This is a genomic window from Flavobacterium zhairuonense (assembly GCF_004352915.1).
Taxonomy (GTDB): domain Bacteria; phylum Bacteroidota; class Bacteroidia; order Flavobacteriales; family Flavobacteriaceae; genus Flavobacterium; species Flavobacterium zhairuonense.
Map to the genome: position 1 here is coordinate 182,647 of NZ_SJSY01000069.1, position 26,744 is coordinate 209,390.

Here is a 26,744-nt window from a genome sequence, read left to right on the forward strand (position 1 = left end):
TCATAATTTCTTAGCCTTTATTTTTTTTAAAGTATTTATTTTTTATTAACTGATATTGATTTAGATGTCTTTCCAATTCATATTTAGACCAAGTGAAGGATACATCAATATCCATATTTCTATTGAATCCATCAAGCATGTCATATAAGGTTGCATCAATTACAGTCGTAGTAAACACTCCATAGCCTTTTGCTCCGTATTGCATAATAACATTTCCTGCATTTGCAATTTTTGTAGCAGACAAGGATTTATCATCGGAAAAAAATTTGCATTGAAAAATATACAATTCTTGCTCCTTAGTTGGATTTTTTCGTGTCTTTATTGTGATATCGCGACCTCCGTCTCTTGACCTAGATTTGCCCATTTTTTGAATTGTTGAATGGTCAAAATATGGATGACAATAAAGAATATCGTAGCAAAGTTCTTCAAAAATATCGTCATTTAATTCTTGCCAATTGCAATTCTCTGAAATAGACATGTTTATTAAGTTTTGTGTCTTGGAATAGGCTGGAAATAGAAAGGCATGCAAATCTTTAATTTCTTGAAAGTTTAAAGTATTGTTTACGAAAAAGACGTGCGTAAATTTATTGTATTCAATAGTAACTACATCTCCATATTCAGAAAGTTTATATTTGATTTTAGTTTTATCAATATTGATATCACTATGGTAATTTGTCCTTTTTTTTCTGTTTTTTTGATTTATATTTTCTCCAAATAGATTTAAAGTATTGCTTTCGTTTATTTTATTGTTTTCTGGAGTTTTATTCCTATTTAGAACTCTTTCAGTACACTTAATAGCATTTAATAGTTGTTCATGATAATTAAAGTATACAGCTGTGAAGTTATTTATTAAGACCGTTCTTCCTTTATATTCAATCTTATCCGAATCCTCAAGGAGCAAATCCTTTTCTTCTATTCCAGAGTATGCTTTCAAAGCAATTAATGTGTTACTATTCGGAGGGATTATCCAGCTTTCAGTAGAAAAATAAATAGTCTCTTTGAATTTATTTGATAGCGGTCCCTTCCAAAAACCAAAACGGTGTTCAGGAAACTTTTTGTATGTTTTATTAAAAAATTTACTTTCCGATTCATAATATTCAGATGCGATTTCCCAATAAGCGCCATTTATTAAATTTGCCCAATAATTATTTATTAATTCAGGAAATACAAAAACTCCCTTATTGTAATTTTCTTCATGTTCAGAAATTTCATCTAGAAATGACATACTATCTAATTCGTCATATAAAATAAACTCCCCGTTTATCATTTCAGAGAAATACAATAATTCGTCTGTCAGACTTTCAACATCAATAGCTATGCACCTTATTTTAAAATCCGTGTAATATTTATCACGTATAACAAAATTAGAATTCAATACAGTAATATATTGGACTATTTTTTCAGAACAAAAAGAAACTTCTGAATAATCACGAATAACATCAATCCTACTTTGAGAATAACCAATTGAAGAAAGTGGAAATGAAATTTCAAATTCTATACCTTTAGAAATTTCCTTTTTGAAAATTTCAATGTCAAGTTCTTGAAAATCGGTTACTATATAATTCATTTTTAATGTAATTGTCGTTAATTAGTTTATTGAAAGTATAGATTATATTAAGGGCTTATTTTTTCGAGATTTAGTATGTCTGAGCATAGTAGTATTATGTAAACCTAAAAGTGTTTTTGATAGGGGAATAATGGTTTTCTTCATCGTCTTCTTATTCAATGACCTTTTTTAATTTTTCACTGTCATATACAATAGAAGTGCTAATTTTATTGTCATTAAAAAGAGTTATTTGTTGTTTGTATTGATATCCTTCTTCTGTATTGTAAATCATTAGAAAATTATGAAGTGTTAATCGGTTTTTCAAAGTACAATCGGTATAGAATAATTGATTTCCGTCATCTGTGTTTATAGTTGAATTAATGCATTCTTCGTTATTAATGTCGTATTCAACATCAATAGAAATTATTGCACAATTTTTATTAGAATTAGTAAAGTGAAATTTAATTCTATTATTTCCCAAAACTTCCACTTTAACTATTATAGTTGGTCTTCTTATATTTTTATCTTGCTGTTTTTGTTGAGTGACTAGTAATGTTAGTTTGTCAGCAATATCTGTTATTTTTTCAATCTCTTTTTCTCTTTCTTTGTCTCTTGACATCAGTTTATATATAGTAATTAATGTTGCAGGAACAGCTATTACAGCACATATAGTTTGTAAAATATCTGAGTTGGTCCCCCAAGTGCTAGTTAAAATTAATAATTGATTCATCTTAATATGTAAAGTTAGTTTGTAGTGTTGTGTTTCTGATAATATTTAAAAATTGTTGGTTTAGGAATTAAATTATTTATGGATAAAAACACTTAATTCATCCATAATTTTATTTTCATTATATTCCTTTTGAAGCATTTCAAAATCTTCTTGAGAGTATAATGGATAAAAAGTCTGAATTCTAAAAAATTGTATATTCCCTTTTATGCCTTTTACTTGTTTAAATCTTTTTTGAATGTATAATCTATAATGTACACCTTTAAATTTAAATATTATATTATCAGTTTTGTTTATGTCAATCAAATTTAATTTGTCTATTTCTAATAAAATATTTTTCAAATCTATATGTAACTCAGTTGGAAAAAAGTTCTCATAATGATAAGTTTTATCTTCATTTTGTTTTATAGGTTCGGCATAATGTCTACTTACAATGTGCACTAAAGAATATATTGTGAATTCTATTGTTTCATTTGAAAAAGGAATTTCAAAATCTTTATTATCATTGTTTTCTATTACTGATTTTACAAGTAAATAAATGAATTTAGATTGTAAAATAATTTTATCTTTTCTTAATTTGTAATCGTCTTTTTGTTTGCGGAAAATTCTATTTAAACCTGTAAATTTTTGGCTTAAAGACTTTAAATCTCTTCTTGTTTCGAAACCTATTTCCTGAAGAATTGGATTTTTGTGATTTTCAATTTCAATTTGCTTTGACCATTCGTCAGCAACTTTCATTAAATAAGCAAAATCTTTAATTTGTTCATCTGGAGATACCTCTATTATTTGGGTTTTGTGTACTTTGAAAAAAGGACCTTCTAGATTATTATGGAAATAAGTTAAATATAATTCTTTAAATTCGTAATCGTTACATATTTCAAATTCATGTATGTGTCCATCATTCCATTGTGATAACTTAAGGCAGGTGCAGAAAAAATCTTTTTCTCTTTCTAAGAATGTTTTACCATCATGAGCTCTTTTTTTTAAATCTTCAAATACTTTTCGTGTTCGCAGCTGTTCTTCAGCTGAAGCATTCTTAAAATTTAATTCGTGGAGGGGATAATGGTTCTTCATATTCATTGTTTTGAAAATTGTTTAACATTTTTTGAATGGATGGGTTTTGTTGCAGAATATCTATCTAAAATTGCGCATATGTAAGTGGTTGTTATAGAGTTATTGTAAAATCTAATATACGTTTTAATCTTTACAAATTATCTAATAAATATTTTTAACTTGCTAGATTTTAGGGTAAGATTGTAATCTGTGATTTTGTATTTTCTTAAGAAAAAGTTTTTTGTAATCTTTTCAATTGCCTTTGATTTGGAATTAGATTTTAGATTTAAGAGTGCACTTGTTAAGTGGAAAAATGCATAAAAATGATGGATTTTGTAATTATGCAGATTTGTAAGTGATTATTACCCAGATATGCAGTTTAATAGTTGTGTTACTCATAATCAGGTGGTCCCTGGTTCGAGCCCAGGTGGGACCACTTAAGAACAAAAGCTTCATAAAATTTTATGAAGCTTTTTTTGTTTTTAGGGTTGTATTTCTGTAAAAATCTTCTACATTTGTCGGGTGAAGCTCTTTATTATTAGGGCTTGTACGAAATTTCATAAAAGACCCCAAGTCTAATTTAAAACCGCTTGTCTAGGCAAGTTTAAACTTATGAAGATAAAGAAAAGTATTTTTTTTGCAGTTTGTATTGTCTTAATGACTGTTTCGAGTATTTTGGCTGCTCCTTCATCGATGCCTGTGCCACAACAGTCAGGTCCACCGCCTCCGCCACCAGGCCCAATTGATGAGAATTTAGCTGTTTTGATGGGATGTGCAATATTATTTGGGATATATGCAATTCGCAGATATAATTTAACAAAAAAAGCTTCAATGTAAATTGAAGCTTTTTTTGTGAGTAATTTTGTTTTACTTGTTTATGGCGTACAATCTTGAAATGTATTTGCCAACAACATCAAATTCTAAATTTATTTTTGTTCCAACTTTAAAGTTTTTAAAGTTAGTGTTCTCAAAAGTGTAAGGGATTATCGAAACGCTAAATTCATTTGTTTTTGAATTTACAACAGTAAGACTTACACCATTTACTGTAATAGAACCTTTTTCTATTGTAATGTTGTTAAGGTTTTTGTCGTATTCAAAAGTGTAATTCCAACTTCCATTGGCTTCTTCGATTTTTACGCATGTCCCGATTTGATCTACGTGTCCTTGCACAATATGTCCGTCCAGACGATCGCCGAGTTTCATGCCACGTTCAAGATTGACAACGTCTCCTGTTTTCCAGTCTCCAATATTAGTTTTTAAAATCGTTTCATCAATCGCGGTTACAGTATAAAAAGAATCTTTTATGGCAACAACTGTCAAGCAGATTCCATTATGTGAAACGCTTTGGTCAATTTTTAGTTCGTTGGTAAAAGAGGAGTCGATTGTGATGTGAAGATTGTTTTGATCTTTTTGTATTTCATGAACCCTTCCTAGGGTTTCTATAATTCCTGTGAACATTGTTGTTTTATTTTACTAAATTTGCACATCAAAATTAGTAATAAATAAGCTGAGCTCATGAATAAAAAAGCAGAAAATATAATTGTTGGAATTTCAGTTGGAGATTTAAACGGTATTGGAAGCGAAGTTATATTGAAAACATTCGAGGATTCTCGTATGCTGGAGCTATGTACGCCGGTTATTTTTGCAAATGCCAAAATATTGTCTTTTGTGAAAAAGAGTTTTACATCTTCGGTTCAGTTTCATGGCGTAGATAAATTAGAGCAAGTTTTGCCAGGAAAAGTCAATGTTTTCAATCTTTGGAAAGAAGGTGTTGATATTAGCTTTGGTAAAAATGATGAGAAAATTGGAGAATATGCTATTAAATCATTTACGGCGGCAACTAAAGCTTTGAAAGAAGGTTTGATAGATGTTCTGGTTACTGCTCCAATAAATAAATATAATATCCAGTCAGAGGAGTTTAAGTTTCCTGGTCATACGGATTATTTAGATAAAGAGTTAGAAGGCGATGCTTTGATGATGATGGTGCAAGATAACTTGAGAGTGGGGCTTTTGACGGATCATGTGCCGTTAAATGAAGTTTCGTCGCATTTGACTGAAGAATTGATTACCAGAAAAATTGAAACAATAAGAAAATCGTTGATTCAGGATTTTAGTATCGTAAAGCCAAAAATTGCAGTTTTAGGATTGAATCCGCACGCAGGTGATGGCGGCGTTATCGGGAAAGAAGATGATTTGGTTTTAAAGCCAGTTTTAAAAAAAATGTTTGATGCTGGAACAATGGTTTTTGGTCCATTTCCAGCAGATGGTTTTTTTGGAAGCGGTCAGTATGAAAAATATGACGCAATTGTTGCAGCATATCATGATCAAGGGTTGATTCCTTTCAAAACATTGTCTTTTGGAAAAGGAGTGAATTATACAGCAGGTCTCAATAAAGTGAGGACTTCGCCAGATCATGGTACAGCTTATGATATTGCTGGAAAAGACATGGCAGATTTTAATTCGTTTAAAGAAGCGGTTTATCTTGCGATCGATATTTTTCGCTCGCGTAATCAGTATGAGGAGATTAGCCAAAAACCTCTAAAAATAAAAGAAAAACAGTTATAAACAAAAAAAGGTGAATAAGATTATTAGATTTGTAATAATTTTATATCTTTGCACCCCAATTCAGATATCTAGTTTTAGAATTGAATTGATCAAATTGATGTTGAAATGAGCAAAACAAAAGAATTTTTAATTCCTTTCGTAGGATTAAAACTAGGAAAACACCATTTTGAGTATCAAATAAATAACACGTTCTTTAAGGACTTTGAGTACGATGAGTTTCAAAGTTCAGATATTAAAGTCAATTTGCTTTTCGATAAGAAGAGTAATATGTTAGAGTTAGAATTCAAACACAAAGGAACAGTAAATGTGCCTTGTGATCTGACAGGCGAGGATTTTGATTTGCCTATAAAAGGGAAAATGAAGTTGATTGTTCGTTTTGGAGAAGAATTCAATGATGATAATGAAGAGTTGTTGATTTTACCACATGGTGAGCATGAGATTGATGTGGCGCAATATATTTATGAAATGATCGCGCTTTCTGTACCTCAAAAAAGAATTCATCCAGGTGTTAAAGATGGAAGTCTGAAAACAGATGCTTTGACAAAATTGAATGAATTAAGTGTAAAAGAACAAAAGGAAGAGAGTAACAAAGAAGAAGATATTGACCCGCGTTGGGAAAAATTAAAGAAACTATTAACGGATAAATAATATAGTAAAATGGCACATCCTAAGAGAAAAACCTCGAAAACAAGAAGAGATAAGAGAAGAACACATTATAAAGCTACTGTAGCTCAAATCGCTACATGCCCTATTACAGGTGAGGCACATTTATACCACAGAGCTTACTGGCATGAAGGTAAAATGTACTACAGAGGGCAAGTTGTTATCGATAAATCTGAAGCGGTTGCTTAATACGTTTTTGTAAATTATACTAGAACTCTCACATAGTGAGAGTTTTTTTTGTTGGTTATAATTTTCGTTTTTTAGGAAAATATAGACAAATTCGTTACGTTTTTTTTTGTAATTTTCAAGTCTTTTAAAAATTTTTCAAATACTCTGTATTTGAAAGGAAATAATAGAATATAATGAATACAATCACAGCCGCAATTACCGCTGTTGGAGGCTACGTTCCAGACTTTGTGCTTTCGAACAAAGTATTGGAAACAATGGTAGATACCAATGACGAATGGATTACCACTCGTACAGGAATTAAAGAAAGAAGAATTCTGAAAGATGCTGATAAAGGAACATCATACCTTGCAATAAAAGCAGCTCAGGATTTAATTGCAAAAGCAAATATTGATCCGCTTGAGATTGATATGGTTATAATGGCAACAGCAACACCAGATATGATGGTGGCTTCTACGGGAGTTTATGTTGCTACAGAAATTGGAGCAACAAATGCATTTGCATATGATTTGCAAGCTGCATGTTCAAGTTTCTTATACGGAATGTCAACTGCAGCTGCTTATGTACAGTCTGGACGTTACAAAAAAGTACTTTTAATTGGCGCAGATAAAATGTCGTCAATCGTAGATTACAAAGATAGAGCAACTTGTATCATTTTTGGTGATGGAGCTGGAGCAGTTCTTTTTGAACCAAATTATGAAGGCTTAGGCTTGCAGGATGAATATTTAAGAAGTGATGGTGTTGGACGCGATTTTCTTAAAATCCCTGCAGGAGGTTCTTTGATTCCACCTTCAGAAGAAACTGTAAAAAACAGACAGCACAATATTATGCAAGACGGTAAAACTGTTTTCAAATATGCTGTTACAAATATGGCAGATGCCAGCGAATTGATTTTGCAAAGAAACAATTTGACAAATCAAGATGTTGACTGGTTAGTGCCACACCAAGCTAATAAACGTATTATTGATGCTACCGCTGGAAGATTGGAATTAGAAGAATCTAAAGTTTTGATAAACATTGAAAGATATGGTAATACTACTTCTGGAACTTTACCATTAGTATTAGCTGATTTTGAAGACAAGCTTAAAAAAGGAGATAATGTAATCTTTGCTGCTTTTGGTGGTGGATTCACTTGGGGATCAATCTACTTAAAGTGGGCTTACGATAAGAAATAAATTAAAACTAAAAACGAATCATTATGGATTTAAAAGAAATTCAAAACCTAATCAAATTTGTAGCAAATTCGGGAGTTGCTGAAGTAAAGTTGGAAATGGATGATGTAAAAATCACTATCAGAACAACTTTAGAAACAAATGTTACTGAGGCTACTTATGTACAGCAATTGCCAGCTCAAGCTGCATTGCCACAAGCTGCTGCTCCGCAAGTTGCTGCGCCAGTTGTTGTAAATGTAACTCCAGAAGCGCCAGCTGCTAACGATTCTAAATATGTTACTATAAAATCTCCTATCATTGGAACATTCTATAGAAAACCATCTCCAGACAAACCTGTTTTCACTGAAGTAGGAAGTACTGTATCTAAAGGAGATGTTCTTTGCGTAATTGAAGCAATGAAATTATTCAACGAAATCGAATCTGAAGTGTCAGGAAAAATTGTTAAAATTCTTGTTGACGATATGTCTCCAGTTGAATTTGATCAACCTTTATTCTTAGTAGATCCATCATAAATAAATTTAGATTTTAGATTTTAGATTTTAGATCGATTCACATTAAGAAATTTTGTAATCATCTAAAATTATCTAATTATCAAATTGTCTAATTATCTAATTAAAATAAGATGTTTAAAAAAATATTAATTGCGAATAGAGGAGAAATTGCACTTCGTGTAATTCGTACATGCAAGGAAATGGGAATTAAAACGGTTGCCGTTTACTCTACAGCCGATGCGGAAAGCTTGCATGTTAAGTTTGCTGATGAAGCGGTTTGTATTGGTCCCCCGCCAAGTAACTTATCGTACTTAAAAATGTCAAATATCATTGCTGCTGCAGAAATCACAAATGCAGATGCAATACACCCAGGATACGGTTTTCTTTCTGAGAATGCTAAATTCTCAAAAATTTGTCAAGAGCACGGAATCAAATTTATTGGTGCAGCTCCTGAAATGATCGACAGAATGGGAGATAAAGCTTCTGCGAAAGCTACAATGAAAGCAGCAGGAGTTCCATGTGTGCCAGGTTCAGACGGATTGTTAGAATCTTACGAACATGCACAAAAAACAGCAGCAGAAATTGGTTACCCTGTGATGATGAAAGCGACTGCTGGTGGTGGTGGAAAAGGAATGCGTGCCATCTGGAAAGAAGAAGACCTTTTAAAAGCTTGGGAAAGTGCACGTCAAGAAGCTGCTGCAGCATTTGGAAATGACGGAATGTACATGGAAAAACTTATTGAAGAGCCACGTCATATCGAAATTCAAGTTGTTGGGGATTCTTACGGAAAAGCATGCCACCTTTCTGAAAGAGATTGTTCGGTTCAACGTCGTCACCAAAAACTTACTGAAGAAACACCTTCGCCTTTCATGACAGACGAACTTCGTACAAGAATGGGAGAAGCTGCTGTAAAAGCGGCAGAGTTCATTAAATATGAAGGAGCTGGAACTGTAGAATTTTTGGTTGATAAACACAGAAATTTCTACTTCATGGAAATGAATACTCGTATTCAAGTTGAGCACCCAATTACTGAGCAGGTAATTGATTACGATTTGATTCGCGAGCAAATTATGGTAGCAGCTGGTATTCCGATCTCAGGGAAAAATTATTTGCCACAATTACACGCTATCGAGGTTCGTATTAATGCTGAAGATCCTTATAACGATTTTCGTCCTTCACCAGGAAAAATTACTACACTTCATATGCCAGGAGGACACGGAGTTCGTTTAGATACTCACGTTTATTCTGGTTATAGTATTCCGCCAAACTATGATTCTATGATTGCTAAGTTGATCACAACTGCACAATCTCGTGAAGAAGCTATCAGTAAAATGAGAAGAGCTCTTGACGAATTCGTAATCGAAGGTGTGAAAACTACAATACCTTTCCACAGACAATTAATGGATGATCCAAAATATATTGCAGGTGATTATACAACTGCTTTTATGGAAACATTCAAAATGAATAGTCAAGAATAATTTTAAAGGCTGTCGGTTTTCGGCAGCCTTTTTTATTTCATCTCAACCCAGCGAGTTTTATTTCTCGCTGGGTTTTGTCGTTTTATTGGGGCAGGAAACACTTAGAGTGTGTAAAAATTACACACATTTCAATCGGATTACACACTTTTTTAAAATGTCTTTTTTTGGCATGATCTCGAAAATTCCTTTAAAAACAAGGGTTTAAGTAATGTGAAGTGCAATTTGTGGTTTACGGCATAATAATTTCATTATCTAAAGCGTAAACAACTACAAACAAAACTAAAATATACATTATGAAAAAGCTATTCTTATCAGCCGCTATTGTTTTGGGAAGTTTAACTTCATTCGCAGCAAATTCTTCAATTGAAGATTCTATTATAAAAACGATTTCTATTCAAGATGAATATACTGAAATCAAATTAGAAGAATTGCCAGCTCCAATAACTGAGGCATTAAAAAAATCATTTCCAAATGCAGTAGTTTCTAAAGCATACAAAAATGAAAAAGCACAGTATAAACTAGATGTAACAGTTGGAGGGAAAGAAGGAAATCTTTTTGCAAACGCAGACGGAACTTGGATTCAAAAATAATCTAAAAGACGCGTTCCGTGTATTTACAAATAAAAAATACTAAAATTAAATTAACGATTTTAAAATACTATTATCATGAAAAATTTATTTCTATCAGCCGCAATCGTTTTGGGAGGTTTAACATCATTTGCTTCAACTTCTCCAATATCAAATTCAATCGTAAAAACAATTTCAATTCAAGACGAGTACACTGAAATTAAATTAGAAGAAGTTCCTTCTGTAGTTACAGATGCTCTTAAAAAAGCATATCCAGATGCAGTTTTAAATAAAGCTTACAAAAATACTGCGTCACAATACAAACTAGAAGTTGCAGTAGGAGATAAAGTAGGATCTCTTTATGCTAATGCAGACGGGACTTGGATTAAAAAATAATCCCTTTTTGTTCCAATCAAATTAATTAACTCTATTAAATATACACACTATGAAAAATTTATTTTTATCAGCCGCAATCGTTTTGGGAAGTTTAACATCATTTGCTTCAACTTCGCCAATCGCAATTACAACCGTAAAATCAATTTCAATCCAAGATGAATTTACAGAAATTAAAAATGAAGAAGTTCCAGCTGCAGTAACAAATGCACTTAAAAAAGCATATCCAGATGCAGTTTTGAACAAAGCATACAAAAATGCTGCTTCTCAATATAAATTGGAGATTACTGTAGGCGACAAAGTTGGTTCTTTGTATGCTAACGCAGACGGATCTTGGGTGAAAAAATAATCACTAACTAAAAAATTATCATTATGAAAAAGATATTCTTATCGGCAGCCATACTTTTAGGTGGACTGTCAATACAAGCCACACCGATTGTTGTTGGATCAACAACAGAATTAGTAAAATTTCAAGATGAGTACAAAGAAGTTGATGCTGTTCCGGCAGCAATAAAAACAGCTTTGGATAATGCTTATCCTGGTGTAAAACTTGAAAAAGCTTACGTAAACGATAAAAAAGAATACAAAATAGAAATTATCGTTCGTGATGTAAAATCAACTGTTTACACTGATGCACAAGGAAACATTCTTAAAAAGTAACTAATAAATTATCCCCACTATGAAAAAGTTAATCTTATCGGCAGCAGTTCTTTTGGGAGCTTTGTCAATGCAAGCAACAAATGTTGCAGTAACAAATGAAATGGTACAATCAGTTCATATTCAAAATGAATTTACTGAAATTGGTGCAGATGCCGTTCCGGCTGCTGTAAAATCTACGATTGAGAAATCTTTTCCAAATACTAAGCTTGAAAAAGCGTATAAAAACGAAAAGAATGAGTACAAACTAGAAATTTCTAGTGGAGATAAAAAGTACACTGTTTTTACAGATGCTTCTGGAAACATTATTAAAAAATAATTCTAAATCTTGAGCAATATGAAAAAGTTAGCCCTAGCAGCAGTTGTTATTCTGGCAAGTTTGTCTGTTCCCGTAAATGCAACAACTACTCCAAATAAAACAGCAATGTCGGTTTCAGTTCAAACAGAATATACGGAAGTAACTGCAGACGCTGTTCCGGCGGCTGTAAAAACTGCTCTGCAAACTGCTTATCCAAATGCAAAATTGGAAAAAGCGTATGTAAACGAGAAAAAAGAATACAAATTAGAAATATCAGTTAAGGACCAAAAGGCTACTGTTTACTCAGATGTCAATGGCAATTGGCTGAAAATATAATAAATATATTATAAATATAATTAGGTGAATTAGATTTATGTTTTTGGTGAAAAAGAGATTGCTTATAGCAGTCTCTTTTTTTTTTGCATAATTTTGTGAAAATACAACTTTAATAGTATTATTTTAGCAAAAAAAGTCCTTAAAAACAGATGTCAAAAATATTATTGATAGAAGATGATATTTCGTTTTGTAAATTATTAGAGAAGTTTCTAATAAAAAAAGCATACGATGTAACTATAGCTTTCTCTGCAGCAGAAGCCAGAGCAGCAATCAAAAGCGAATCATTTGATTTGATTTTGACAGATCTTCGCTTGCCAGATTCTGATGGCATAGGACTAATGACAGAATTTAAAAATTCGCATCCTCATATTCCTGTTGTCATGATGACAGGCTATTCTGATGTAAATACAGCTGTAAAAGCAATCAAAAATGGTGCAGCTGACTATATTTCGAAGCCATTCAATCCTGATGAGGTTTTATTAGTTATTACAAACGCGCTGCAAAATAATAATGAAGTCGAAGAAGTTGTTTCTAAAGAAAAAAAGCCAACTAAAAAACAAGTTTCTTCAGAAAATGAATTCGTCAAAGGAATTTCCGTTGCTTCTCGAAAATTGCTAGATCATATTCAATTGGTAAGTCCAACAGACATGTCAGTTTTGATTATTGGTGAGAGCGGTACTGGGAAAGAAATTATAGCGAAAAGCATTCATCAGCAAAGCACTCGCAAAAACAATAATTTTATTGCAGTTGATTGTGGCGCCATTCCGAAAGAATTGGCAGCAAGTGAATTCTTTGGGCATTTAAAAGGATCTTTTACCGGAGCGATAAGTGATAAAATGGGGTATTTTGAAGCTGCAAACGGCGGAACGCTTTTTTTAGATGAAATTGGAAATCTTTCTTATGAAAATCAAATCCAACTTTTGAGAGCGCTTCAGGAGCGAAAAATAAAACCAGTTGGAAGCAATAAAGAAATAAACGTCGATATCCGAATTATAACGGCAACAAATGAAGATTTGCGTGAAGCAGTGAAAAACGGCGATTTTAGAGAAGATTTATACCATAGAATCAATGAATTTTCTATTCTGTCTCCTTCATTAAAAGACAGAGAAGAAGATTTGATGGTTTTTGCCGATTATTTTCTTGAAAAAGCCAATCAGCAACTAAACAAAGATATCATCGGATTTTCGCCAGAAGTTGTATCGATTTTTCAAAAATACAATTGGCCTGGAAATTTGAGGGAACTCCAAAATTGCGTAAAACGCGCTACACTTTTAACGCGTGGCGATTATATAGAAAGCGAAGTACTTCCAGCAGAATTTTTTCAGATTCAGAAACAAAACTCGGCAGAAACAACGGGTAGTTTTTCTTTGTCAGATAATGAAAAGGAAACCATTATCCATGCATTGTCAAAAACACAAAACAATAAGTCTGAAGCCGCAAAACTGCTTAAGATTACCAGAAAGACTCTTTATAATAAATTGAAGCAATACAACATCGATTAAACGATTTCCTGTTCCAAGACTTCAAAAAGCGATTTGATTTTGGCTTTTAGATCGGTTTGAATATTTTTTATTGTAGTAATTTCAAATTCGTTTTTCTCTAGGTTTAATAGAATACCCGCAATTTCGTTTGCTTCAATTTGCTTGAACATAGGCGCAATGCGATGCGCGATAGCATTTATTTCATCTTTATTTTCATCGTTTATTGCATTTTCTAGATAAGCTAAATTTTCATCTGTACTTTCTATAAAAGATTTTAAAACATCATTTAAAGCATTTTTGTCGTTGGCCAGAAATTCTTTTAAGGTGTCCAAAGAATACAATTGAGAATTTGATTTTTCAGGCGTTTCATTTAGAATATCTTTTGGCAAGCTGTCACTTTCAGAAATTATTCGGATCGTGTCGAGTAATATCCTTGGCGAATAAGGTTTTTTTACCACAGTTGTAAAGCCGCAATCTGAATAAACTGAGGTTTCTAAATCGGTTCTTCCAGTCAAAGCAATCACGGGCTGATTTTTATAAAATGAAGTGCTTTTAAGTTTTTTCAAAAACATAAAACCATCCATTTCCGGCATTTGAATGTCGGTAATTACAAAATCAAAATTAGTTTTTTCAATGGATTCCAAGGCTTTGATGGCGCTGTTAAAAGACAAAACCTGATGTTTTTCTTGTCTTAAGACACCACTCGTTAAATTCAATAAATTAATATCATCATCAATAACAACAAAAGTTTGTGGTCTGATATTCTGATTTTGAAATGCAGGTTTTTTTATTTCTTCGGTTGTATTTGTACTGGTGTCGAATAATAAAGGCAACTGAATTTCAAAAGTGCTTCCTTGGCCAAAAATACTTTCGAGTTGCAAACTTCCGCCAAGAATTGAAATGATTTTTTGGCAAATGAAAAGTCCTAAGCCTGTTCCGCCATATTTTTTTTCAATGTTTTCATTCGCCTGAGCAAATTCTTCAAAAACTAATTTCTGATTTCCTTTTTCAATTCCAATTCCTGTATCTTCAATACTAATGGCGAAAAAATCATTTTTTTCAGTCAAAAAAGCACTGATTCTGATATAGCCATCTTCTGTAAATTTATACGCGTTTCCAATGATATTGGTCAAAATCTGTTTCAGTCGAAAAGGATCGCCAACAATTTTCGCATTTAATTTTTCATCAACATTAATTATTAAATCAATCTTTTTCTGTTTGTAAACTGTTTGTATGCTTTTAGCTACTTCGTCAATAACTTCGGGCAAAAGAAACGGAACTTTTTCAATCGTAATTTTTCCTGCTTCAATTTGGGAGAAATCAAGCAAATCCTGAACTAATTGCGTGATATATTCAGATGAATTTTTGATGTTTTTAATGAAATAGGACTGTTTTGTATTAATATCTGAATTGCCCAATAGTTCTGAATAACCAACTATGGTGCTCAAAGGTGTTTTTAAATCATGACTTACAGTCGAGATCAATTGTTCACGGCTTTTTAGGAGGTTTTTTGTTTTGAAATTTGCGATTTCAAGCTGTTTTTTATACAACTGTGATTTTGAATAATCGCTTACAATCAAAATGGAAAAGAAAATAGTCAACACCAAACCGATAATCGCCGAAGCCGTTACGATTTCATTGACTTTTTTAAGCGATTTTTCTTTTAATGAATTGTTTTTTATTGAGTTGATGATGATTTCCCGCTCAATAATTCGGAGTACTTTTCGAAGTTGTTCAGAAATCGCAATTTCGTTTTTCAGCAATTTGTTTTCTTCAAAATTCAAAGATTCTTTTTTCTTTTCAGCTCTCAATTTTACCGAGCTCAAAAGTTTTTTGGAATTGGCCAAAATCGAATCAGAAGCTTTTTTGCTTAATGTATTTGTACTGTCATCAGGAATATTTTGATTGAGATAATCAACATATTTTTGAAGCACATTTTTTTGATAAGCGCCTAGCTGATTCGGATTTTTAGTGAAATCTTGAAGTTCTAATTTGCGGAGTTTGAACTCCATTTTCGTAATTTCATCAATAGCTGAATTTACAGAGACTTCATCATCGGCCTTGTTTTTTATGGTTTTAAGTTGCTGAATATTTTTGGTTTTTTCTGCCAATAAATAAGTCACGCTGTCTAAAAGGACTTTTTGATATTCTGTAGTAACAATTTGTTTCAAAGTATCGATTCGGGCGCGGAGCGAATCGGTTTCAATAACGTAGCTTTTAAAGTCTTTATCAGAATTGGTCTGAATAGTTTTTCGTGCTAAGCTTTCTGTTTTATAGACATTCGAAAATAATTTGCTGACTCTTAAAATCTTTGTTTTTTCAAACGCAATCTTGTCTTCCAATTTGTTGTAAACGACATTTTCAGAATACAAAAACCATCCTACGGTAACCACTAACGCCAATAATGCAACATAACTGAAGAGCACTTTGATTGCTGTATAACTTTTTTTGCTCTCCATAGATTGTTATTGTTGAAATTTTGAAGTTTTACCATTAGAATTCACTGCAATTTATTTAAAAAAATCTGTTTTAAAAAGAGAAATACAGGCGAAAGTGTTACATAATTCAAAGCTTTCAAAAAGAAAACAGCCTCAGATTATATAATAAATCTGAGGCTGTTTTTAATATTTAAGCTTAAATTATAGCGTTTCGTCTAGCCATTTAAAAAATTCACTTTGCCAAACTTGAGCATTTTGAGGTTTTAAAACCCAGTGATTTTCATCTGGGAAATAAACAAATCGGCTTTTGATACCTCTTAATTGTGCTGCTTGAAAAGCTTCTTGTCCTTGCCCGATTGGCACACGGTAGTCTTTTCCTCCTTGGAAAATCAAAATTGGACGATTCCAGTTTTGTACCAAAGTTGCAGGGTTAAAAGTCGTATACGATTTTTGAGCAATCGCATTGTCTTTTTCCCAATATGCGCCGCCAAAATCCCAGTTGTTAAAGAAAACTTCTTCAGTTGTTCCTAACATAGAAACAGTATTGAAAACTCCGTCGTGAGCGATAAAAGTCTTGAAACGGTTTTTGTGAATTCCAGCTAAATAAAATACTGAATATCCTCCGTAACTCGCACCAACACATCCTAAACGGCTTTTGTCGACATAGCTTTCTTTTGCAACATCATCAATTGCAGAAAGGTAATCATCCATAACTTGTCCACCCCAATCTTTACTGATTTGTTCGTTCCACGCAACACCATGTCCTGGCATTCCACGACGATTTGGCGCAACAACTACATAACCTTTAGCAGCCATTAATGAGAAATTCCAACGGTAAGAATACGATTGTGTCAATGCGCTTTGTGGTCCGCCTTGGCAGTATAAAAGCGTTGGGTATTTTTTTGAAGCGTCAAAATTTGGAGGAAGAATAACCCAAACCAACATTTTTTTGCCATCAGTTGTAGTAACATAACGTCTTTCTGTTTTGCTTGGCGTTAATGTTTTATAAGTATCAGTATTTACATTTGAAATTTGTTTCCAAGTGTTTTTCTTTAAATTATAAGAATAAATTTCAGCAGCATGATTCATGTCTGTTCTCGTAACAATGATATCATCACCAGAAAAACCAACCAAATCGTTGACATCAAAATCGCCATTTGTAATTTGGCGAACGTTAATTGCCATTTTAGTCAAACCAGGAAAATTAACTGTAAAAAGTTGTTTTGTTCCGTCAACTGCAGCAACAAAAAATACATTTTTACCGTCTTTGCTCCAGATAAAATGATCTACCGTTCCATCCCAGTTTGCAGTCAAATTGGTTTTGATTCCTTTGAACTCAACTATAATATCGTTTTTATCTGCTTCATAACCGTCACGTTTCATTTGCAGCCAAGTCAAATTTCCAGTTGGAGAAAATTGTGGAGCGGTATCGTAACCTAAATTACCTTCAGTTCTATTAATCGTTTTTTGAGTTTCTAAATTGTACTCATAAATGTCTGTATTAGTAGAAATTGCGTAATCAGTTCCCGCTTTTTTCTTGCATACGTACAAAATGCTTTTTCCGTCAGGCGACCAGATATAATCTTCGTCGCCACCAAAAGGTTTTTGAGGAGAATCAAAAGTTTCACCTTTTAAAATGTCAACTCCTTTTGCGCCGTCTTTGTTTTCTTTATAAAAAACATGGTTGAATTTCCCTTCGTTCCAAGTATCCCAATGACGGTAATCTAAACCATTATAAATTTGAGCATCAGATTTAGTGAGATTTGGATAAAAATCTTTTCCTAAAACTTTCTCGATTTTTACTTCATCATTATAAACTAAAAATTTTCCGTCTGGCGAAATATTTTTGTCTTTCAAAACATCTTTAGTGTCCTTAATTTCAGTTGCAGTTCCACCATTTACAGGAATAGTATAAATTTTAGAACTCGATTTGTTTTCTTCTACAGAAGGTGTGGAAACCTTGAAAACAATATTTTTTTCATCTTTCGAAAGTCCGAGTGGTGTTACTCTTCCTAATTTCCATAACAATTCCGGTGACATCACATTCTGTCCGATAGCGTTTAAACTCATCATTATTAAGGTTGTTACTACTACTTTTTTCATAATCTAATATTCTTTTTTTGTGGCGCTAAAAATACAACATTTAAATCCCAATCAGTTAAATTTTGAATTCCAATTTATTGTTAAAGTTTATTGCTTTTTAAGTAGGGTTGTCATCTTGAGCGAAGTTGAAGGGTGCACAGTGAGGAGGCCTCGACTTCGCTCAGCCTGACATCGATGCATAATGTGAGATTAATTTTTTAAATGAACTTATATTGCTTATATGGTTCGAAAAAATCATTATTTTTATAAAAAACTCTAAAAATGGAACTAAGTTATTGGGAGCTCAAAAATTGGTTTACAAATGTTGATTATACTATTGTAGGAAGTGGCATTGTTGGTCTTCATGCTGCATTACGCTTGCGCGAAAGATTTCCGGCTTCTAAAGTTTTAGTTTTGGAAAGAGGAATGTTGCCACAAGGCGCAAGTACAAAAAATGCTGGTTTTGCCTGTTTTGGAAGTCTTTCCGAAATTTTGGATGATTTGAAAACGCACTCTGAAGATGATGTAGTGAATTTGATCGAAAAACGTTGGAAAGGTCTGCAGTTGCTCCGAAAAAGATTAGGAGATTCGGCAATTGATTTTAAACCTTTCGGCGGATATGAATTGTTTTTGAAAGAAGACGAATCTGGTTTTTCAGAATGCATTTCAAAAATTCCTTTTATAAATGAAGTTTTAAAGCCACTTTTCAAAGCCGATGTTTTTTCTAAAGAAGTGGATCGTTTTGGTTTTGAAAATATTCACGAGTATTTGATTTTTAATCCTTTTGAAGCGCAGATTGATACCGGAAATATGATGCAGGAATTATTAAAACAAGCCGTTTCGGCAGATATTTTAATTTTAAATCAACAAACGGTAACGTCTTATCAAGATTCAGGAAATCATGTAGAAGTGGTGTTGAATGATTTTAGTTTCAAAACTAATAAACTCCTTTTTGCAACCAATGGTTTTGCCGGATCTTTGACAAATGGAGCTGTAAAACCGGCTAGAGCTCAGGTTTTGATAACTGAGCCAATTCACAATTTAGATATCAAAGGCACGTTTCATTTAGATCGTGGTTATTATTATTTCAGAAATATTGGCGACCGAATTTTATTTGGCGGAGGCCGAAATCTGGATTTTGAAGGGGAAACCACAACCGAATTTGGTAACACGAAAATTATTCAAAATAAATTGGAAGATTTGCTGAAAAATGTAATTTTACCAAATCAGGATTTTCAGGTAGCGCATCGTTGGAGCGGTATCATGGGAATGGGAAACAGCAAGAATCCTGTCGTGTCACAACTTTCTGAAAACGTGTTTTGTGGAGTGCGTTTAGGCGGAATGGGAGTGGCGATTGGCAGTTTAATAGGAACAGAATTAGCAGATTTAGTATAATGGCAGCAACCAAAAAACCAGCACCAAAAAAGCCGGCAACAAGTAAAACAAAACCAGCAGCAAAAAAGAAAGGCAATCGTACGTTTGGCGAAAAAGTCAAATGGTTTTTTATCAAAGCAATGTTGTGGTTTTTTGGCTTGTCAATTGGCTCGGTGATCTTTTTTAAATATGTGCCCGTGCCTTTCACGCCTTTGATGCTAATTCGCGCCATCGAAAATAAATGGGCTGGGAAAGAAGTTTATTTTGATCATGACTGGGAGCCAATTGATAAAATTTCAAAGAATCTTCAAAAAGCCGTAATTGCCAGTGAAGATGGAACATTTTTAACGCACAATGGCTTTGATTTTAAAGCACTTCAAAAAGCATATAAAAGCAACGAGCGCGGACGCCGAATTCGTGGTGGAAGTACGATTTCGCAACAAACTGCGAAAAACGTTTTTTTATGGCAAGGAAAAAGTTACTTGCGTAAAGGTTTAGAAGCTTATTTTACTGTTTTGATTGAAATAATTTGGGGCAAGGAAAGAATTATGGAAGTGTATTTGAACAGTATCGAAATGGGCGACGGCGTTTATGGCGCTTATGCCGCAACGGAACATTGGTACAGACGTGATGCCTCAAGCTTAACGCCGATGCAAGCTGCAGGAATTGCCGCAATTCTTCCAAATCCGAGAAAATTTAAAGCTACGGGTTCTTCAAGTTATATCAACAGGCGAAAAGAGCGAATTGTTCGTGAAATGCGTTATGTTGGCAAACTAAATTACGATGGTAAATAAAAACGTTTTTCTTGCGGTTTTTCTGCTCACAACAACTTTTGTTTTCGGACAGGGAAATACAAAAGAATTTGGTTTTATTTCGGATAACGACTTATATACATCGTCAAAAAATGACATGTATTATACCAATGGTTTAGAGCTTTTTTTTCGTTATTTATCCAAAAACGAAAATGAAAAAATCGATAAAAAAATAACCGAGTTTCGTCTTGGGCAATATATTTATAATCCGAGATTTATTAATGAAACGGCAGTAGATATCAACGATCGTCCTTTTACAGGTTATCTTTTTGCCGAAGCCGGACGCAGTTTTTTCTATCAAAGCGAATCGGTTTTGAAAACAGATTTTCAGTTGGGTTTTATGGGGCCAAATGCTTTTGGGCGACAAACTCAGGAAAGTTTTCATCATCTTATTGGCTATAAAAAAGTTTTTGGCTGGGAAAATCAGTTACATAATGCTCTTGCCGTGCAGGCGCATGTGATGTATTCGAAAAAATTATTTCCGAGCAAACACAATGATTTCATAGATCTCCATTTTCAGTCAGAAGCTAATTTAGGAACTATTTTTACTGGAGTTTCGACAGGGTTTCTAACCCGAATTGGGTTTAAGAAACTTTTGCCCATTTACGATTCGAATTTGCATGATGCATCTGTAAGTACTGCGGTGCAATATGATATTAGAGAATTTTACTTTTATGCGATGCCAAGCGTCAACTATCAGTTTTATGATGCTACAATAGAGGGAAGCAGATTTAGTGATACAAGTCCGATCACTTTTGAATTGGAACCGCTTCGTTTCAACGCTGAAGCAGGAATAAAATACCGCCACAATAAATTTAATATATCCTATTCTTTTATTTATCGAGGCCGAGAATTGAAGGATCCAGGAATTGATACGAATTCTGGGTATTTTTATGGAAGTATTCGAATGGGGTTTTTGATTAGGTGAGGTTTCTTTTTGATTAACTTATTACTAAAATTTTAGTTTTTTAATTTAATGTAAAACCATATATATGATTAAAAAAGCATTATTGTTTATTGTGTCGTCTGTGTTGATTTTGAGCTGTTCTAAAGAAAAAAAGCAAGAAATAAAACAAAATCCCAAACAAGAAAATATTCACGCAGATAAAGAATTTGAGGCTTTTAAAAAATATCGTTATTTTGATTATGATCGTGTAACAGAAGCTAAATATAAAGTTTTAAAAGATGGAGATAAATTTGCGTATGCCGAACTAGAACTTTTTTTCAGTTATAATAAATCTAAAAATTTTGAACTTTTACCTTATTCAATAATTATGGTTCAAAAGCATAAGAAATATGGCAAATGCACAAATGTTTTTGATGGTATTTTACAGACTTTTGCTAATGTAGAATTTGGAGAATATTATAATGGAGAAGATGAAAGTTTGATTGGGTACTTGAAAAATGTAGAGAAATTAAGTAATGAAGAAAAAGATTATGCAATCTCATATTTGAAGTTAGGTGCAAGAAATGATGATTATCTCAGTGTATCATATTTGGAAGTATTATATAGAAATGGTTTCGGCGTTTCAAAAGATTTTAAAAGGGCTGAAAGTTTAGCGGTATTAAAAAATGATATTGCAATAAAATTGGGATTACATTTGAGTAATAAGCATAATTGAGGTTGTTTTTTTAAGACAATTTTTAATAAAAAGAGCCATAATATTTGTTATGGCTCTTTTGGTTTTTATCTATAATATGAACTTCCTATCTTAATAATTTCGGGGTACTAATTCAGAAATATTTAAAAATGATACTTAATTCAAAAACAGATATTTATTCTTTTCTTAAAGATTTGAGTGCGCTTCAGCCTTGTTTAGTCTCATATTGTACTCAAATTTTTTGCAAAAGTACAAACAACATGTTGATTAATTCTCAATTTAAGGTTAAATTTTTGTTTTTTATTTAAAATAGTGTTCTTAAAAAGCTTCAAAATTGCTTAATAGTTAATTTTAAAACAAAAAAGCTTTTGAATTAATGCGTTCAAATTGTTTTTTGTAATCTGATAGCGCGGATTTGAAATCCGTGCCCACAAAGTATAATTCGGTAATCCAAATCAAAAAGATCTCCTAGAAACAAAAACATCTGGTTTAGCCCCGATGGGAACGGCATCCTTTTTCCTGCTTCTTTAGCAGGGAAAAGATATAGTGTACAGCGGGACGAGTCTTGTCTTGAAAACGGAACTTCTGCTTCTAATTTTTTTAAATACCAAATCCTAGAATGATGTTTTAACCTTTTGATAATATGATGAATAGTTTATTTTTGTTATATTTAAGTAAAAATTCACGTCATGGATATCAATTGGAATATAATAGTAATTGTGGCAATCTTGGTTGTGGTTTTGGTTGTGTTGACAATCAGAAAAAATCAGAGAGAAAAAAAGAAATTGGAAAATTTGCTGAACAACGATTTCAAAAAAGCAGAAAAAGATAGAGTGGATGCTGATGATTCGGCAAATGAGAAATAGTTGTCAATCTTTGTCGATTCGCGAGTGTGATTTCTCGTTCCTCGAAATGACAAGATTGCGAAATTTTAGAAAAATAAAACCCTTGTAAAAATAATTTACAAGGGTTTTTAGTTTGTGGAGAATACCGGATTCGAACCGGTCACCCCTTGCCTGCCAGGCAAGTACTCTAGCCAAATGAGCTAATCCCCCTTTTTATATGGCGTTGAAAAATTAAATGAGCTAATCCCCCAAAGCGTTAACAAATAAAGTCAAATAATTTTCAAAAAACAAATTTCGGTGTGTTTCTGGAGTATTATTTTTCAAAAGCGTAACTTTACTTTCAAATCTGTTTTTATGAGTTTAGAAAATGCTAATGGAAGTCTGGAGACTTCTTTTCAAAATACTATCGCAACCGTTCAGTTTGGTCATCCGGCGAGTAATTCTTTTCCGCGTCAATTATTGGATCGTCTCACGGCTGAAATTAATTTGTTAAGCCGAAATGAAAATGTTTCTGTTATTATTTTAAAAAGCGAAGGAGCAAAAGCATTTTGTTCTGGCGCTTCGTTTGATGAGCTTTTGCAGGTCGAAAATGAAGAGCAAGGAAAGGAGTTTTTTTCTGGTTTTGCTCATTTGCTCAATGCAATGCGCAATTGCAATAAATTGATCATTGGGCGCGTTCAAGGAAAAGCGGTTGGAGGCGGAGTCGGAATTATCGCGGCTTGCGACTACACTTTCGCAACATTACTGAGTGATGTAAAATTATCTGAACTTGCTATAGGAATTGGACCGTTTGTGATTGAACCTGCTGTTTCCCGAAAAATTGGTAAAATGGCTATGGCTGAAATGACATTAGCTCCTGAAAAATGGAAAACGGCTGAATGGGCTTTTAATAAAGGGTTATATTCTGTTTTATGTGACGCGGCAAATCTTGATTCGGAAGTAAATAATTTTGCTGAAAAATTGAGTTCTTATAATCCTGAAGCTTTATACGAAATGAAAAAAATCATTTGGGAAGGCACTGAAAACTGGGAATCGCTTTTATTTGAACGCGCAGCAATTACGGGAAAACTCGTTTTGTCTGATTTTAGCAGAAATGCTTTGTTTCAATTTAAAAAATAAAGAAAGAAGTCATCAGTAACTTTGTCAAAGTTTTAAACTTTGACAAAGTTGGAATCATAAATAAATTACTCATGAAAATTATTTCATTACTGCAAAAAGTCGATGTTGCAGAAAAAATTAAAAACGCGCCAGACAGCGGTTATCAGATTGGTGTCGTGATTGGATCTTTTATTCCGTTCCTGGTTTTGGGCGGAATTGCACTGTGGATGTATATGCGTGCTAAAAAAAGAGACGAAAACGGTTATTAATTTGTAAATTTGCAAGCTTAAAATTAAACATCGATGAGTAATATCAGAATTACAAAACAATTTAGTTTCGAAACCGGCCATGCTTTGTACGGTTACGACGGAAAATGCAAGAACGTTCACGGACACAGTTATAAATTGTCGGTAACGGTTATTGGTTCGCCAATTACGGATCGATCGAATGTGAAATTCGGAATGGTGATTGACTTTTCGGATCTAAAGAAAATTGTAAAAGAAGAAATCGTCGATCAGTTTGATCATGCAACGGTTTTTAACCAAACAACGCCACATATCGAATTGGCAAACGAATTAAAAAATCGTGGACACCATGTGATTTTAGTGGATTATCAGCCAACAAGTGAAAATATGGTGGTTGATTTTGCTGAAAGAATTGTAGCAAGACTTCCAAAAGGAATTTCTCTTTTCTCATTAAAACTTCAAGAAACAGAATCTTCGTTTGCAGAGTGGTACGCTTCTGATAATTTGTAAAAAAGTTAAAGTTGAAATGTGAAAAGTAAAATGTTTTTTCATTTCACATCTTTCATCTCACAATTGACATCTCACATTAAATGAAAAAAATATATTTTGCTTCAGATCAGCATTTTGGTGCGCCTACGCCAGAATTGAGTTTACCGCGCGAAAAGAAATTTGTGGCTTGGTTAGATGAGGTTAAAGAAGATGCTGAAGCGATTTTTTTGCTGGGTGATTTATTTGATTTTTGGTTCGAATATAAAACGGTTGTTCCAAAAGGTTTTGTTCGAATTTTAGGAAAATTAGCTGAAATTCGCGACAGCGGGATTCCAATTTATTTCTTCGTTGGAAATCATGATCTATGGATGAATGATTATTTTGAAACCGAATTGAATATTCCGGTTTATCATGATAATAAAGAATTTACTTTTAACGGAAAAACCTTTTTAATTGGTCACGGCGACGGAAAAGGCCCTGGGGATAAAGGTTATAAAAGAATGAAAAAAGTCTTTACAAATCCGTTTTCAAAATGGCTTTTTCGTTGGTTGCATCCTGATGTTGGCGTTAGTTTAGCGCAATATCTTTCGGTTAAAAACAAATTGATTTCTGGCGACGAAGATGTAAAATTTCTTGGTGAAGAAAACGAATGGCTGGTTTTGTATGCCAAACGTAAACTCGAAACCAAACACTACAATTATTTCATTTTCGGCCATCGTCATTTGCCAATGATCATTCCGGTTGGCGAAAATTCAAATTATGTGAATCTAGGCGATTGGATTGGTTATTTTACTTATGGCGTTTTTGACGGCGAAACATTTGAACTTAAGAAATTCGAGAAATAGGTAATTAGTCAAAAGTCAAAAGTCGAAAGTTGAAAGTCGAAAGTTGAAAGTCAAAAGTTGAAAGTCGAAATTTTAAGGCAAATTATTTTGTGTTCGATGGATAAATTCCAATTTTATGCGTTCGCAAAATATATTCTGAAAGCTGTTTGCTGTCTGAAAGCTGAAATTTAATTGCTCCAGAAGCTTTTTTAGGCATATGGCATTCTACGCAATTAGAGGCCATTAGTTTTTCAGGCATTATTTTTTGAGTCTTTTCATCGTGCTTCAAACCTTGATGACAGCTCATACAGATTTTCGAGTATGAAGCCATATTCTTTGATGCATTTTCATGCGGATTATGGCACGTAATGCAATCCATTTTTTCGCTATTGATAAAACATTTGCTTTGCGCCATCAAACGGAATTGATTTCCATGGACGTCAAATTTTGCTGTATCTGTAATGCTTCGAGTATCTCTGTAAAAATCAGATAAATTATTTCCAGGCTTAAAGTCGAAACGTGATTTCATTTTCATTCCGTCATTACCGGCATGACACAAGGCGCAGGCATCCAGCCTTTGTTGTCTGCTTAAATTTCTGAAGCTTGTAATGCTGTTTGCTATTTTTACATTTGGATTTTTCAGATGAAATTCAACATGTTTTTTTGCTGGGCCATGACAGCGCTCGCAATCAATTCCGTAAACAATTGTCTCTTTTTTAATAATATCCTCAACATCCATAGACATCATATTTCGCTCTTGAGAATTTTGATTCACCATTCTGCTGCTTGCATTTGATGCATGGCAAGAATAGCAATCTTTAACAACCATTCTGTCAAAATAAGGCTTGTCAGCAGGAAATCCCGGACTTGTAGCCCAATTGTGAATGGAGCTATAATAAGAAAGAGGAAGTTCGTAAGTGTTGTTTTTTTTCCAATAAACAGAAGTCTGCGCATGCTTAATTCCAAAGATAATGTCAAATCGGTGCGCTTCGACTTCTTTTCCGTTTTTGTATAAAACTTGAAATAGACTGTCGCCACGTTTTTCCATGACTAATTTTGTGTTTTTATCATAGATAAAAGTGTGATCACCTTTGTCAAAATCTCCTAAAACATTTCCTTCGCCTGCGGGCGCTGTGGCTTTAAAGTGAGAACTTTTCAAAGCCATATCATATTGCGTTTGATGACATTGAATACAGCTTTCAGAGCCAGCATAATCGGTACCACGCGGATCAATATAGTCGTCAGACGAATTTTTGCAGTTGGTTAAACATACTGCTAAAAGTATAAGGGCAAAAAGTAAACGCATTTTTTTCATTGCCGTAAA

Annotated in this window: 30 protein-coding genes and 1 tRNA gene; 23 read left to right on the forward strand and 8 right to left on the reverse strand. The window is 33.2% G+C overall.

Annotation, left to right across the window (positions count from 1 at the left end):
• Nucleotides 1–10 precede the first annotated feature (10 nt).
• The 3 genes from EYY60_RS07545 to EYY60_RS07555 form a co-directional block, all read right to left on the reverse strand.
• The gene (locus tag EYY60_RS07545; protein ID WP_132988772.1) at nt 11–1,567 is read right to left on the reverse strand and encodes a PDDEXK family nuclease; all 1,557 of its coding nucleotides are present in this window, start codon (nt 1,565–1,567) and stop codon (nt 11–13) included.
• A 151-nt stretch (nt 1,568–1,718) separates the two neighbouring features.
• Entirely contained in the window at nt 1,719–2,276 is a 558-nt protein-coding gene (locus EYY60_RS07550) for a hypothetical protein (RefSeq protein ID WP_132988773.1), read from the reverse strand.
• A 72-nt stretch (nt 2,277–2,348) separates the two neighbouring features.
• Nucleotides 2,349–3,347, reverse strand: a complete 999-nt coding sequence (locus tag EYY60_RS07555; protein ID WP_132988774.1) for a hypothetical protein — start codon at nt 3,345–3,347, stop codon at nt 2,349–2,351.
• Nucleotides 3,348–3,938: 591 nt separating this feature from the next.
• Here EYY60_RS07555 and EYY60_RS07560 point away from each other — a divergent pair.
• Entirely contained in the window at nt 3,939–4,163 is a 225-nt protein-coding gene (locus EYY60_RS07560; RefSeq protein ID WP_132988775.1) for a hypothetical protein, read from the forward strand.
• Between the two features lie 30 nt (nt 4,164–4,193).
• Here the strand turns inward: EYY60_RS07560 and EYY60_RS07565 are convergent, their stop codons facing one another.
• Nucleotides 4,194–4,784 (reverse strand): riboflavin synthase, encoded by a 591-nt coding sequence (locus tag EYY60_RS07565; RefSeq protein ID WP_132988776.1) that lies wholly within the window; start codon nt 4,782–4,784, stop codon nt 4,194–4,196.
• Between the two features lie 57 nt (nt 4,785–4,841).
• Here EYY60_RS07565 and pdxA point away from each other — a divergent pair, with 57 nt between their 5' ends.
• The 13 genes from pdxA to EYY60_RS07630 all read left to right on the forward strand — a co-directional run bounded on the left by pdxA (nt 4,842) and on the right by EYY60_RS07630 (nt 13,633).
• Entirely contained in the window at nt 4,842–5,891 is a 1,050-nt protein-coding gene (pdxA, locus tag EYY60_RS07570; protein WP_132988777.1) for a 4-hydroxythreonine-4-phosphate dehydrogenase PdxA, read from the forward strand.
• 105 nt (nt 5,892–5,996) lie between these two features.
• Nucleotides 5,997–6,539 carry a YceD family protein gene (locus EYY60_RS07575; protein ID WP_132988778.1) on the forward strand — a complete coding sequence of 181 codons (543 nt, stop codon included), beginning with the start codon at nt 5,997–5,999 and terminating at the stop codon, nt 6,537–6,539.
• A gap of 9 nt (nt 6,540–6,548) precedes the next feature.
• Nucleotides 6,549–6,743, forward strand: coding sequence for a 50S ribosomal protein L32 (gene rpmF, locus EYY60_RS07580; protein WP_008465217.1), 195 nt, complete (start codon nt 6,549–6,551; stop codon nt 6,741–6,743).
• A gap of 173 nt (nt 6,744–6,916) precedes the next feature.
• Nucleotides 6,917–7,915, forward strand: a complete 999-nt coding sequence (locus EYY60_RS07585; protein WP_132988779.1) for a beta-ketoacyl-ACP synthase III — start codon at nt 6,917–6,919, stop codon at nt 7,913–7,915.
• Between the two features lie 23 nt (nt 7,916–7,938).
• Entirely contained in the window at nt 7,939–8,424 is a 486-nt protein-coding gene (gene accB / locus EYY60_RS07590) for an acetyl-CoA carboxylase biotin carboxyl carrier protein (RefSeq protein ID WP_026728324.1), read from the forward strand.
• Between the two features lie 110 nt (nt 8,425–8,534).
• The gene (gene accC, locus EYY60_RS07595) at nt 8,535–9,881 is read left to right on the forward strand and encodes an acetyl-CoA carboxylase biotin carboxylase subunit (protein WP_132988780.1); all 1,347 of its coding nucleotides are present in this window, start codon (nt 8,535–8,537) and stop codon (nt 9,879–9,881) included.
• A 293-nt stretch (nt 9,882–10,174) separates the two neighbouring features.
• Nucleotides 10,175–10,471, forward strand: coding sequence for a hypothetical protein (locus tag EYY60_RS07600; protein ID WP_132988781.1), 297 nt, complete (start codon nt 10,175–10,177; stop codon nt 10,469–10,471).
• Between the two features lie 75 nt (nt 10,472–10,546).
• Nucleotides 10,547–10,843 carry a hypothetical protein gene (locus tag EYY60_RS07605; protein ID WP_132988782.1) on the forward strand — a complete coding sequence of 99 codons (297 nt, stop codon included), beginning with the start codon at nt 10,547–10,549 and terminating at the stop codon, nt 10,841–10,843.
• A gap of 49 nt (nt 10,844–10,892) precedes the next feature.
• Entirely contained in the window at nt 10,893–11,189 is a 297-nt protein-coding gene (locus EYY60_RS07610) for a hypothetical protein (RefSeq protein WP_132988783.1), read from the forward strand.
• 23 nt (nt 11,190–11,212) lie between these two features.
• Nucleotides 11,213–11,500: a hypothetical protein gene (locus tag EYY60_RS07615; RefSeq protein WP_132988784.1), complete on the forward strand. Its 288-nt coding sequence runs from the start codon at nt 11,213–11,215 to the stop codon at nt 11,498–11,500.
• Between the two features lie 19 nt (nt 11,501–11,519).
• Nucleotides 11,520–11,816, forward strand: coding sequence for a PepSY-like domain-containing protein (locus tag EYY60_RS07620; protein WP_132988785.1), 297 nt, complete (start codon nt 11,520–11,522; stop codon nt 11,814–11,816).
• Between the two features lie 18 nt (nt 11,817–11,834).
• Nucleotides 11,835–12,131: a PepSY-like domain-containing protein gene (locus EYY60_RS07625; RefSeq protein ID WP_132988786.1), complete on the forward strand. Its 297-nt coding sequence runs from the start codon at nt 11,835–11,837 to the stop codon at nt 12,129–12,131.
• Nucleotides 12,132–12,280: 149 nt separating this feature from the next.
• Entirely contained in the window at nt 12,281–13,633 is a 1,353-nt protein-coding gene (locus EYY60_RS07630; RefSeq protein WP_132988787.1) for a sigma-54-dependent transcriptional regulator, read from the forward strand.
• On the opposite strand, the gene EYY60_RS07635 is transcribed toward EYY60_RS07630, so the two are convergent.
• Together EYY60_RS07635 and EYY60_RS07640 are read right to left on the reverse strand one after the other, a co-directional pair.
• The gene (locus tag EYY60_RS07635) at nt 13,630–16,071 is read right to left on the reverse strand and encodes a hybrid sensor histidine kinase/response regulator (protein ID WP_132988788.1); all 2,442 of its coding nucleotides are present in this window, start codon (nt 16,069–16,071) and stop codon (nt 13,630–13,632) included. The two genes, EYY60_RS07630 and EYY60_RS07635, sit on opposite strands and share 4 nt — an antisense overlap.
• 180 nt (nt 16,072–16,251) lie before the next feature.
• Nucleotides 16,252–18,153 carry a S9 family peptidase gene (locus EYY60_RS07640; protein WP_132988789.1) on the reverse strand — a complete coding sequence of 634 codons (1,902 nt, stop codon included), beginning with the start codon at nt 18,151–18,153 and terminating at the stop codon, nt 16,252–16,254.
• A gap of 261 nt (nt 18,154–18,414) precedes the next feature.
• Between EYY60_RS07640 and EYY60_RS07645 the strand changes: the two genes are divergently transcribed.
• From EYY60_RS07645 to EYY60_RS22265, 5 genes are all read left to right on the forward strand, one after another.
• Nucleotides 18,415–19,527 (forward strand): NAD(P)/FAD-dependent oxidoreductase, encoded by a 1,113-nt coding sequence (locus EYY60_RS07645; RefSeq protein WP_132988790.1) that lies wholly within the window; start codon nt 18,415–18,417, stop codon nt 19,525–19,527.
• Nucleotides 19,527–20,300, forward strand: coding sequence for a monofunctional biosynthetic peptidoglycan transglycosylase (mtgA, locus tag EYY60_RS07650; protein WP_132988791.1), 774 nt, complete (start codon nt 19,527–19,529; stop codon nt 20,298–20,300). The genes EYY60_RS07645 and mtgA overlap by 1 nt, the downstream gene beginning before the upstream one ends.
• On the forward strand, nt 20,290–21,246 hold the full coding sequence (locus EYY60_RS07655) for a lipid A deacylase LpxR family protein (RefSeq protein ID WP_132988792.1): 957 nt from the start codon (nt 20,290–20,292) through the stop codon (nt 21,244–21,246). The genes mtgA and EYY60_RS07655 overlap by 11 nt, the downstream gene beginning before the upstream one ends.
• A 64-nt stretch (nt 21,247–21,310) precedes the next feature.
• On the forward strand, nt 21,311–21,940 hold the full coding sequence (locus tag EYY60_RS07660; protein ID WP_132988793.1) for a hypothetical protein: 630 nt from the start codon (nt 21,311–21,313) through the stop codon (nt 21,938–21,940).
• Between the two features lie 668 nt (nt 21,941–22,608).
• Nucleotides 22,609–22,785 (forward strand): hypothetical protein, encoded by a 177-nt coding sequence (locus EYY60_RS22265; protein WP_162847861.1) that lies wholly within the window; start codon nt 22,609–22,611, stop codon nt 22,783–22,785.
• A 115-nt stretch (nt 22,786–22,900) separates the two neighbouring features.
• Here EYY60_RS22265 and EYY60_RS07665 read toward each other — a convergent pair.
• Nucleotides 22,901–22,974 (reverse strand) — tRNA-Ala (locus EYY60_RS07665).
• Nucleotides 22,975–23,118: 144 nt separating this feature from the next.
• Between EYY60_RS07665 and EYY60_RS07670 the strand changes: the two genes are divergently transcribed.
• The 4 genes from EYY60_RS07670 to EYY60_RS07680 all read left to right on the forward strand — a co-directional run bounded on the left by EYY60_RS07670 (nt 23,119) and on the right by EYY60_RS07680 (nt 25,441).
• Nucleotides 23,119–23,883: an enoyl-CoA hydratase/isomerase family protein gene (locus EYY60_RS07670; RefSeq protein ID WP_132988794.1), complete on the forward strand. Its 765-nt coding sequence runs from the start codon at nt 23,119–23,121 to the stop codon at nt 23,881–23,883.
• A 71-nt stretch (nt 23,884–23,954) separates the two neighbouring features.
• On the forward strand, nt 23,955–24,131 hold the full coding sequence (locus EYY60_RS22270; protein ID WP_162847857.1) for a hypothetical protein: 177 nt from the start codon (nt 23,955–23,957) through the stop codon (nt 24,129–24,131).
• 33 nt (nt 24,132–24,164) lie between these two features.
• The gene (locus EYY60_RS07675) at nt 24,165–24,617 is read left to right on the forward strand and encodes a 6-pyruvoyl trahydropterin synthase family protein (protein WP_035653234.1); all 453 of its coding nucleotides are present in this window, start codon (nt 24,165–24,167) and stop codon (nt 24,615–24,617) included.
• Between the two features lie 80 nt (nt 24,618–24,697).
• Nucleotides 24,698–25,441 carry a UDP-2,3-diacylglucosamine diphosphatase gene (locus EYY60_RS07680; RefSeq protein ID WP_132988795.1) on the forward strand — a complete coding sequence of 248 codons (744 nt, stop codon included), beginning with the start codon at nt 24,698–24,700 and terminating at the stop codon, nt 25,439–25,441.
• Between the two features lie 82 nt (nt 25,442–25,523).
• On the opposite strand, the gene EYY60_RS07685 is transcribed toward EYY60_RS07680, so the two are convergent.
• A complete protein-coding gene (locus tag EYY60_RS07685; protein WP_132988796.1) occupies nt 25,524–26,735 on the reverse strand; it encodes a cytochrome c3 family protein in 1,212 nt (403 codons plus the stop codon).
• Nucleotides 26,736–26,744: the final 9 nt, after the last annotated feature.

What these genes read in the sequence shown, in the direction of transcription:
- EYY60_RS07545 (WP_132988772.1), bottom strand. Translation starts at nt 1,567, where the DNA reads ATGAATTATATAGTAACCGATTTTCAAGAACTTGACATTGAAATTTTC.
- EYY60_RS07550 (WP_132988773.1), bottom strand. Translation starts at nt 2,276, where the DNA reads ATGAATCAATTATTAATTTTAACTAGCACTTGGGGGACCAACTCAGAT.
- EYY60_RS07555 (WP_132988774.1), bottom strand. Translation starts at nt 3,347, where the DNA reads ATGAAGAACCATTATCCCCTCCACGAATTAAATTTTAAGAATGCTTCA.
- EYY60_RS07560 (WP_132988775.1), top strand. Translation starts at nt 3,939, where the DNA reads ATGAAGATAAAGAAAAGTATTTTTTTTGCAGTTTGTATTGTCTTAATG.
- EYY60_RS07565 (WP_132988776.1), bottom strand. Translation starts at nt 4,784, where the DNA reads ATGTTCACAGGAATTATAGAAACCCTAGGAAGGGTTCATGAAATACAA.
- pdxA (WP_132988777.1), top strand. Translation starts at nt 4,842, where the DNA reads ATGAATAAAAAAGCAGAAAATATAATTGTTGGAATTTCAGTTGGAGAT.
- EYY60_RS07575 (WP_132988778.1), top strand. Translation starts at nt 5,997, where the DNA reads ATGAGCAAAACAAAAGAATTTTTAATTCCTTTCGTAGGATTAAAACTA.
- rpmF (WP_008465217.1), top strand. Translation starts at nt 6,549, where the DNA reads ATGGCACATCCTAAGAGAAAAACCTCGAAAACAAGAAGAGATAAGAGA.
- EYY60_RS07585 (WP_132988779.1), top strand. Translation starts at nt 6,917, where the DNA reads ATGAATACAATCACAGCCGCAATTACCGCTGTTGGAGGCTACGTTCCA.
- accB (WP_026728324.1), top strand. Translation starts at nt 7,939, where the DNA reads ATGGATTTAAAAGAAATTCAAAACCTAATCAAATTTGTAGCAAATTCG.
- accC (WP_132988780.1), top strand. Translation starts at nt 8,535, where the DNA reads ATGTTTAAAAAAATATTAATTGCGAATAGAGGAGAAATTGCACTTCGT.
- EYY60_RS07600 (WP_132988781.1), top strand. Translation starts at nt 10,175, where the DNA reads ATGAAAAAGCTATTCTTATCAGCCGCTATTGTTTTGGGAAGTTTAACT.
- EYY60_RS07605 (WP_132988782.1), top strand. Translation starts at nt 10,547, where the DNA reads ATGAAAAATTTATTTCTATCAGCCGCAATCGTTTTGGGAGGTTTAACA.
- EYY60_RS07610 (WP_132988783.1), top strand. Translation starts at nt 10,893, where the DNA reads ATGAAAAATTTATTTTTATCAGCCGCAATCGTTTTGGGAAGTTTAACA.
- EYY60_RS07615 (WP_132988784.1), top strand. Translation starts at nt 11,213, where the DNA reads ATGAAAAAGATATTCTTATCGGCAGCCATACTTTTAGGTGGACTGTCA.
- EYY60_RS07620 (WP_132988785.1), top strand. Translation starts at nt 11,520, where the DNA reads ATGAAAAAGTTAATCTTATCGGCAGCAGTTCTTTTGGGAGCTTTGTCA.
- EYY60_RS07625 (WP_132988786.1), top strand. Translation starts at nt 11,835, where the DNA reads ATGAAAAAGTTAGCCCTAGCAGCAGTTGTTATTCTGGCAAGTTTGTCT.
- EYY60_RS07630 (WP_132988787.1), top strand. Translation starts at nt 12,281, where the DNA reads ATGTCAAAAATATTATTGATAGAAGATGATATTTCGTTTTGTAAATTA.
- EYY60_RS07635 (WP_132988788.1), bottom strand. Translation starts at nt 16,071, where the DNA reads ATGGAGAGCAAAAAAAGTTATACAGCAATCAAAGTGCTCTTCAGTTAT.
- EYY60_RS07640 (WP_132988789.1), bottom strand. Translation starts at nt 18,153, where the DNA reads ATGAAAAAAGTAGTAGTAACAACCTTAATAATGATGAGTTTAAACGCT.
- EYY60_RS07645 (WP_132988790.1), top strand. Translation starts at nt 18,415, where the DNA reads ATGGAACTAAGTTATTGGGAGCTCAAAAATTGGTTTACAAATGTTGAT.
- mtgA (WP_132988791.1), top strand. Translation starts at nt 19,527, where the DNA reads ATGGCAGCAACCAAAAAACCAGCACCAAAAAAGCCGGCAACAAGTAAA.
- EYY60_RS07655 (WP_132988792.1), top strand. Translation starts at nt 20,290, where the DNA reads ATGGTAAATAAAAACGTTTTTCTTGCGGTTTTTCTGCTCACAACAACT.
- EYY60_RS07660 (WP_132988793.1), top strand. Translation starts at nt 21,311, where the DNA reads ATGATTAAAAAAGCATTATTGTTTATTGTGTCGTCTGTGTTGATTTTG.
- EYY60_RS22265 (WP_162847861.1), top strand. Translation starts at nt 22,609, where the DNA reads ATGGATATCAATTGGAATATAATAGTAATTGTGGCAATCTTGGTTGTG.
- EYY60_RS07670 (WP_132988794.1), top strand. Translation starts at nt 23,119, where the DNA reads ATGAGTTTAGAAAATGCTAATGGAAGTCTGGAGACTTCTTTTCAAAAT.
- EYY60_RS22270 (WP_162847857.1), top strand. Translation starts at nt 23,955, where the DNA reads ATGAAAATTATTTCATTACTGCAAAAAGTCGATGTTGCAGAAAAAATT.
- EYY60_RS07675 (WP_035653234.1), top strand. Translation starts at nt 24,165, where the DNA reads ATGAGTAATATCAGAATTACAAAACAATTTAGTTTCGAAACCGGCCAT.
- EYY60_RS07680 (WP_132988795.1), top strand. Translation starts at nt 24,698, where the DNA reads ATGAAAAAAATATATTTTGCTTCAGATCAGCATTTTGGTGCGCCTACG.
- EYY60_RS07685 (WP_132988796.1), bottom strand. Translation starts at nt 26,735, where the DNA reads ATGAAAAAAATGCGTTTACTTTTTGCCCTTATACTTTTAGCAGTATGT.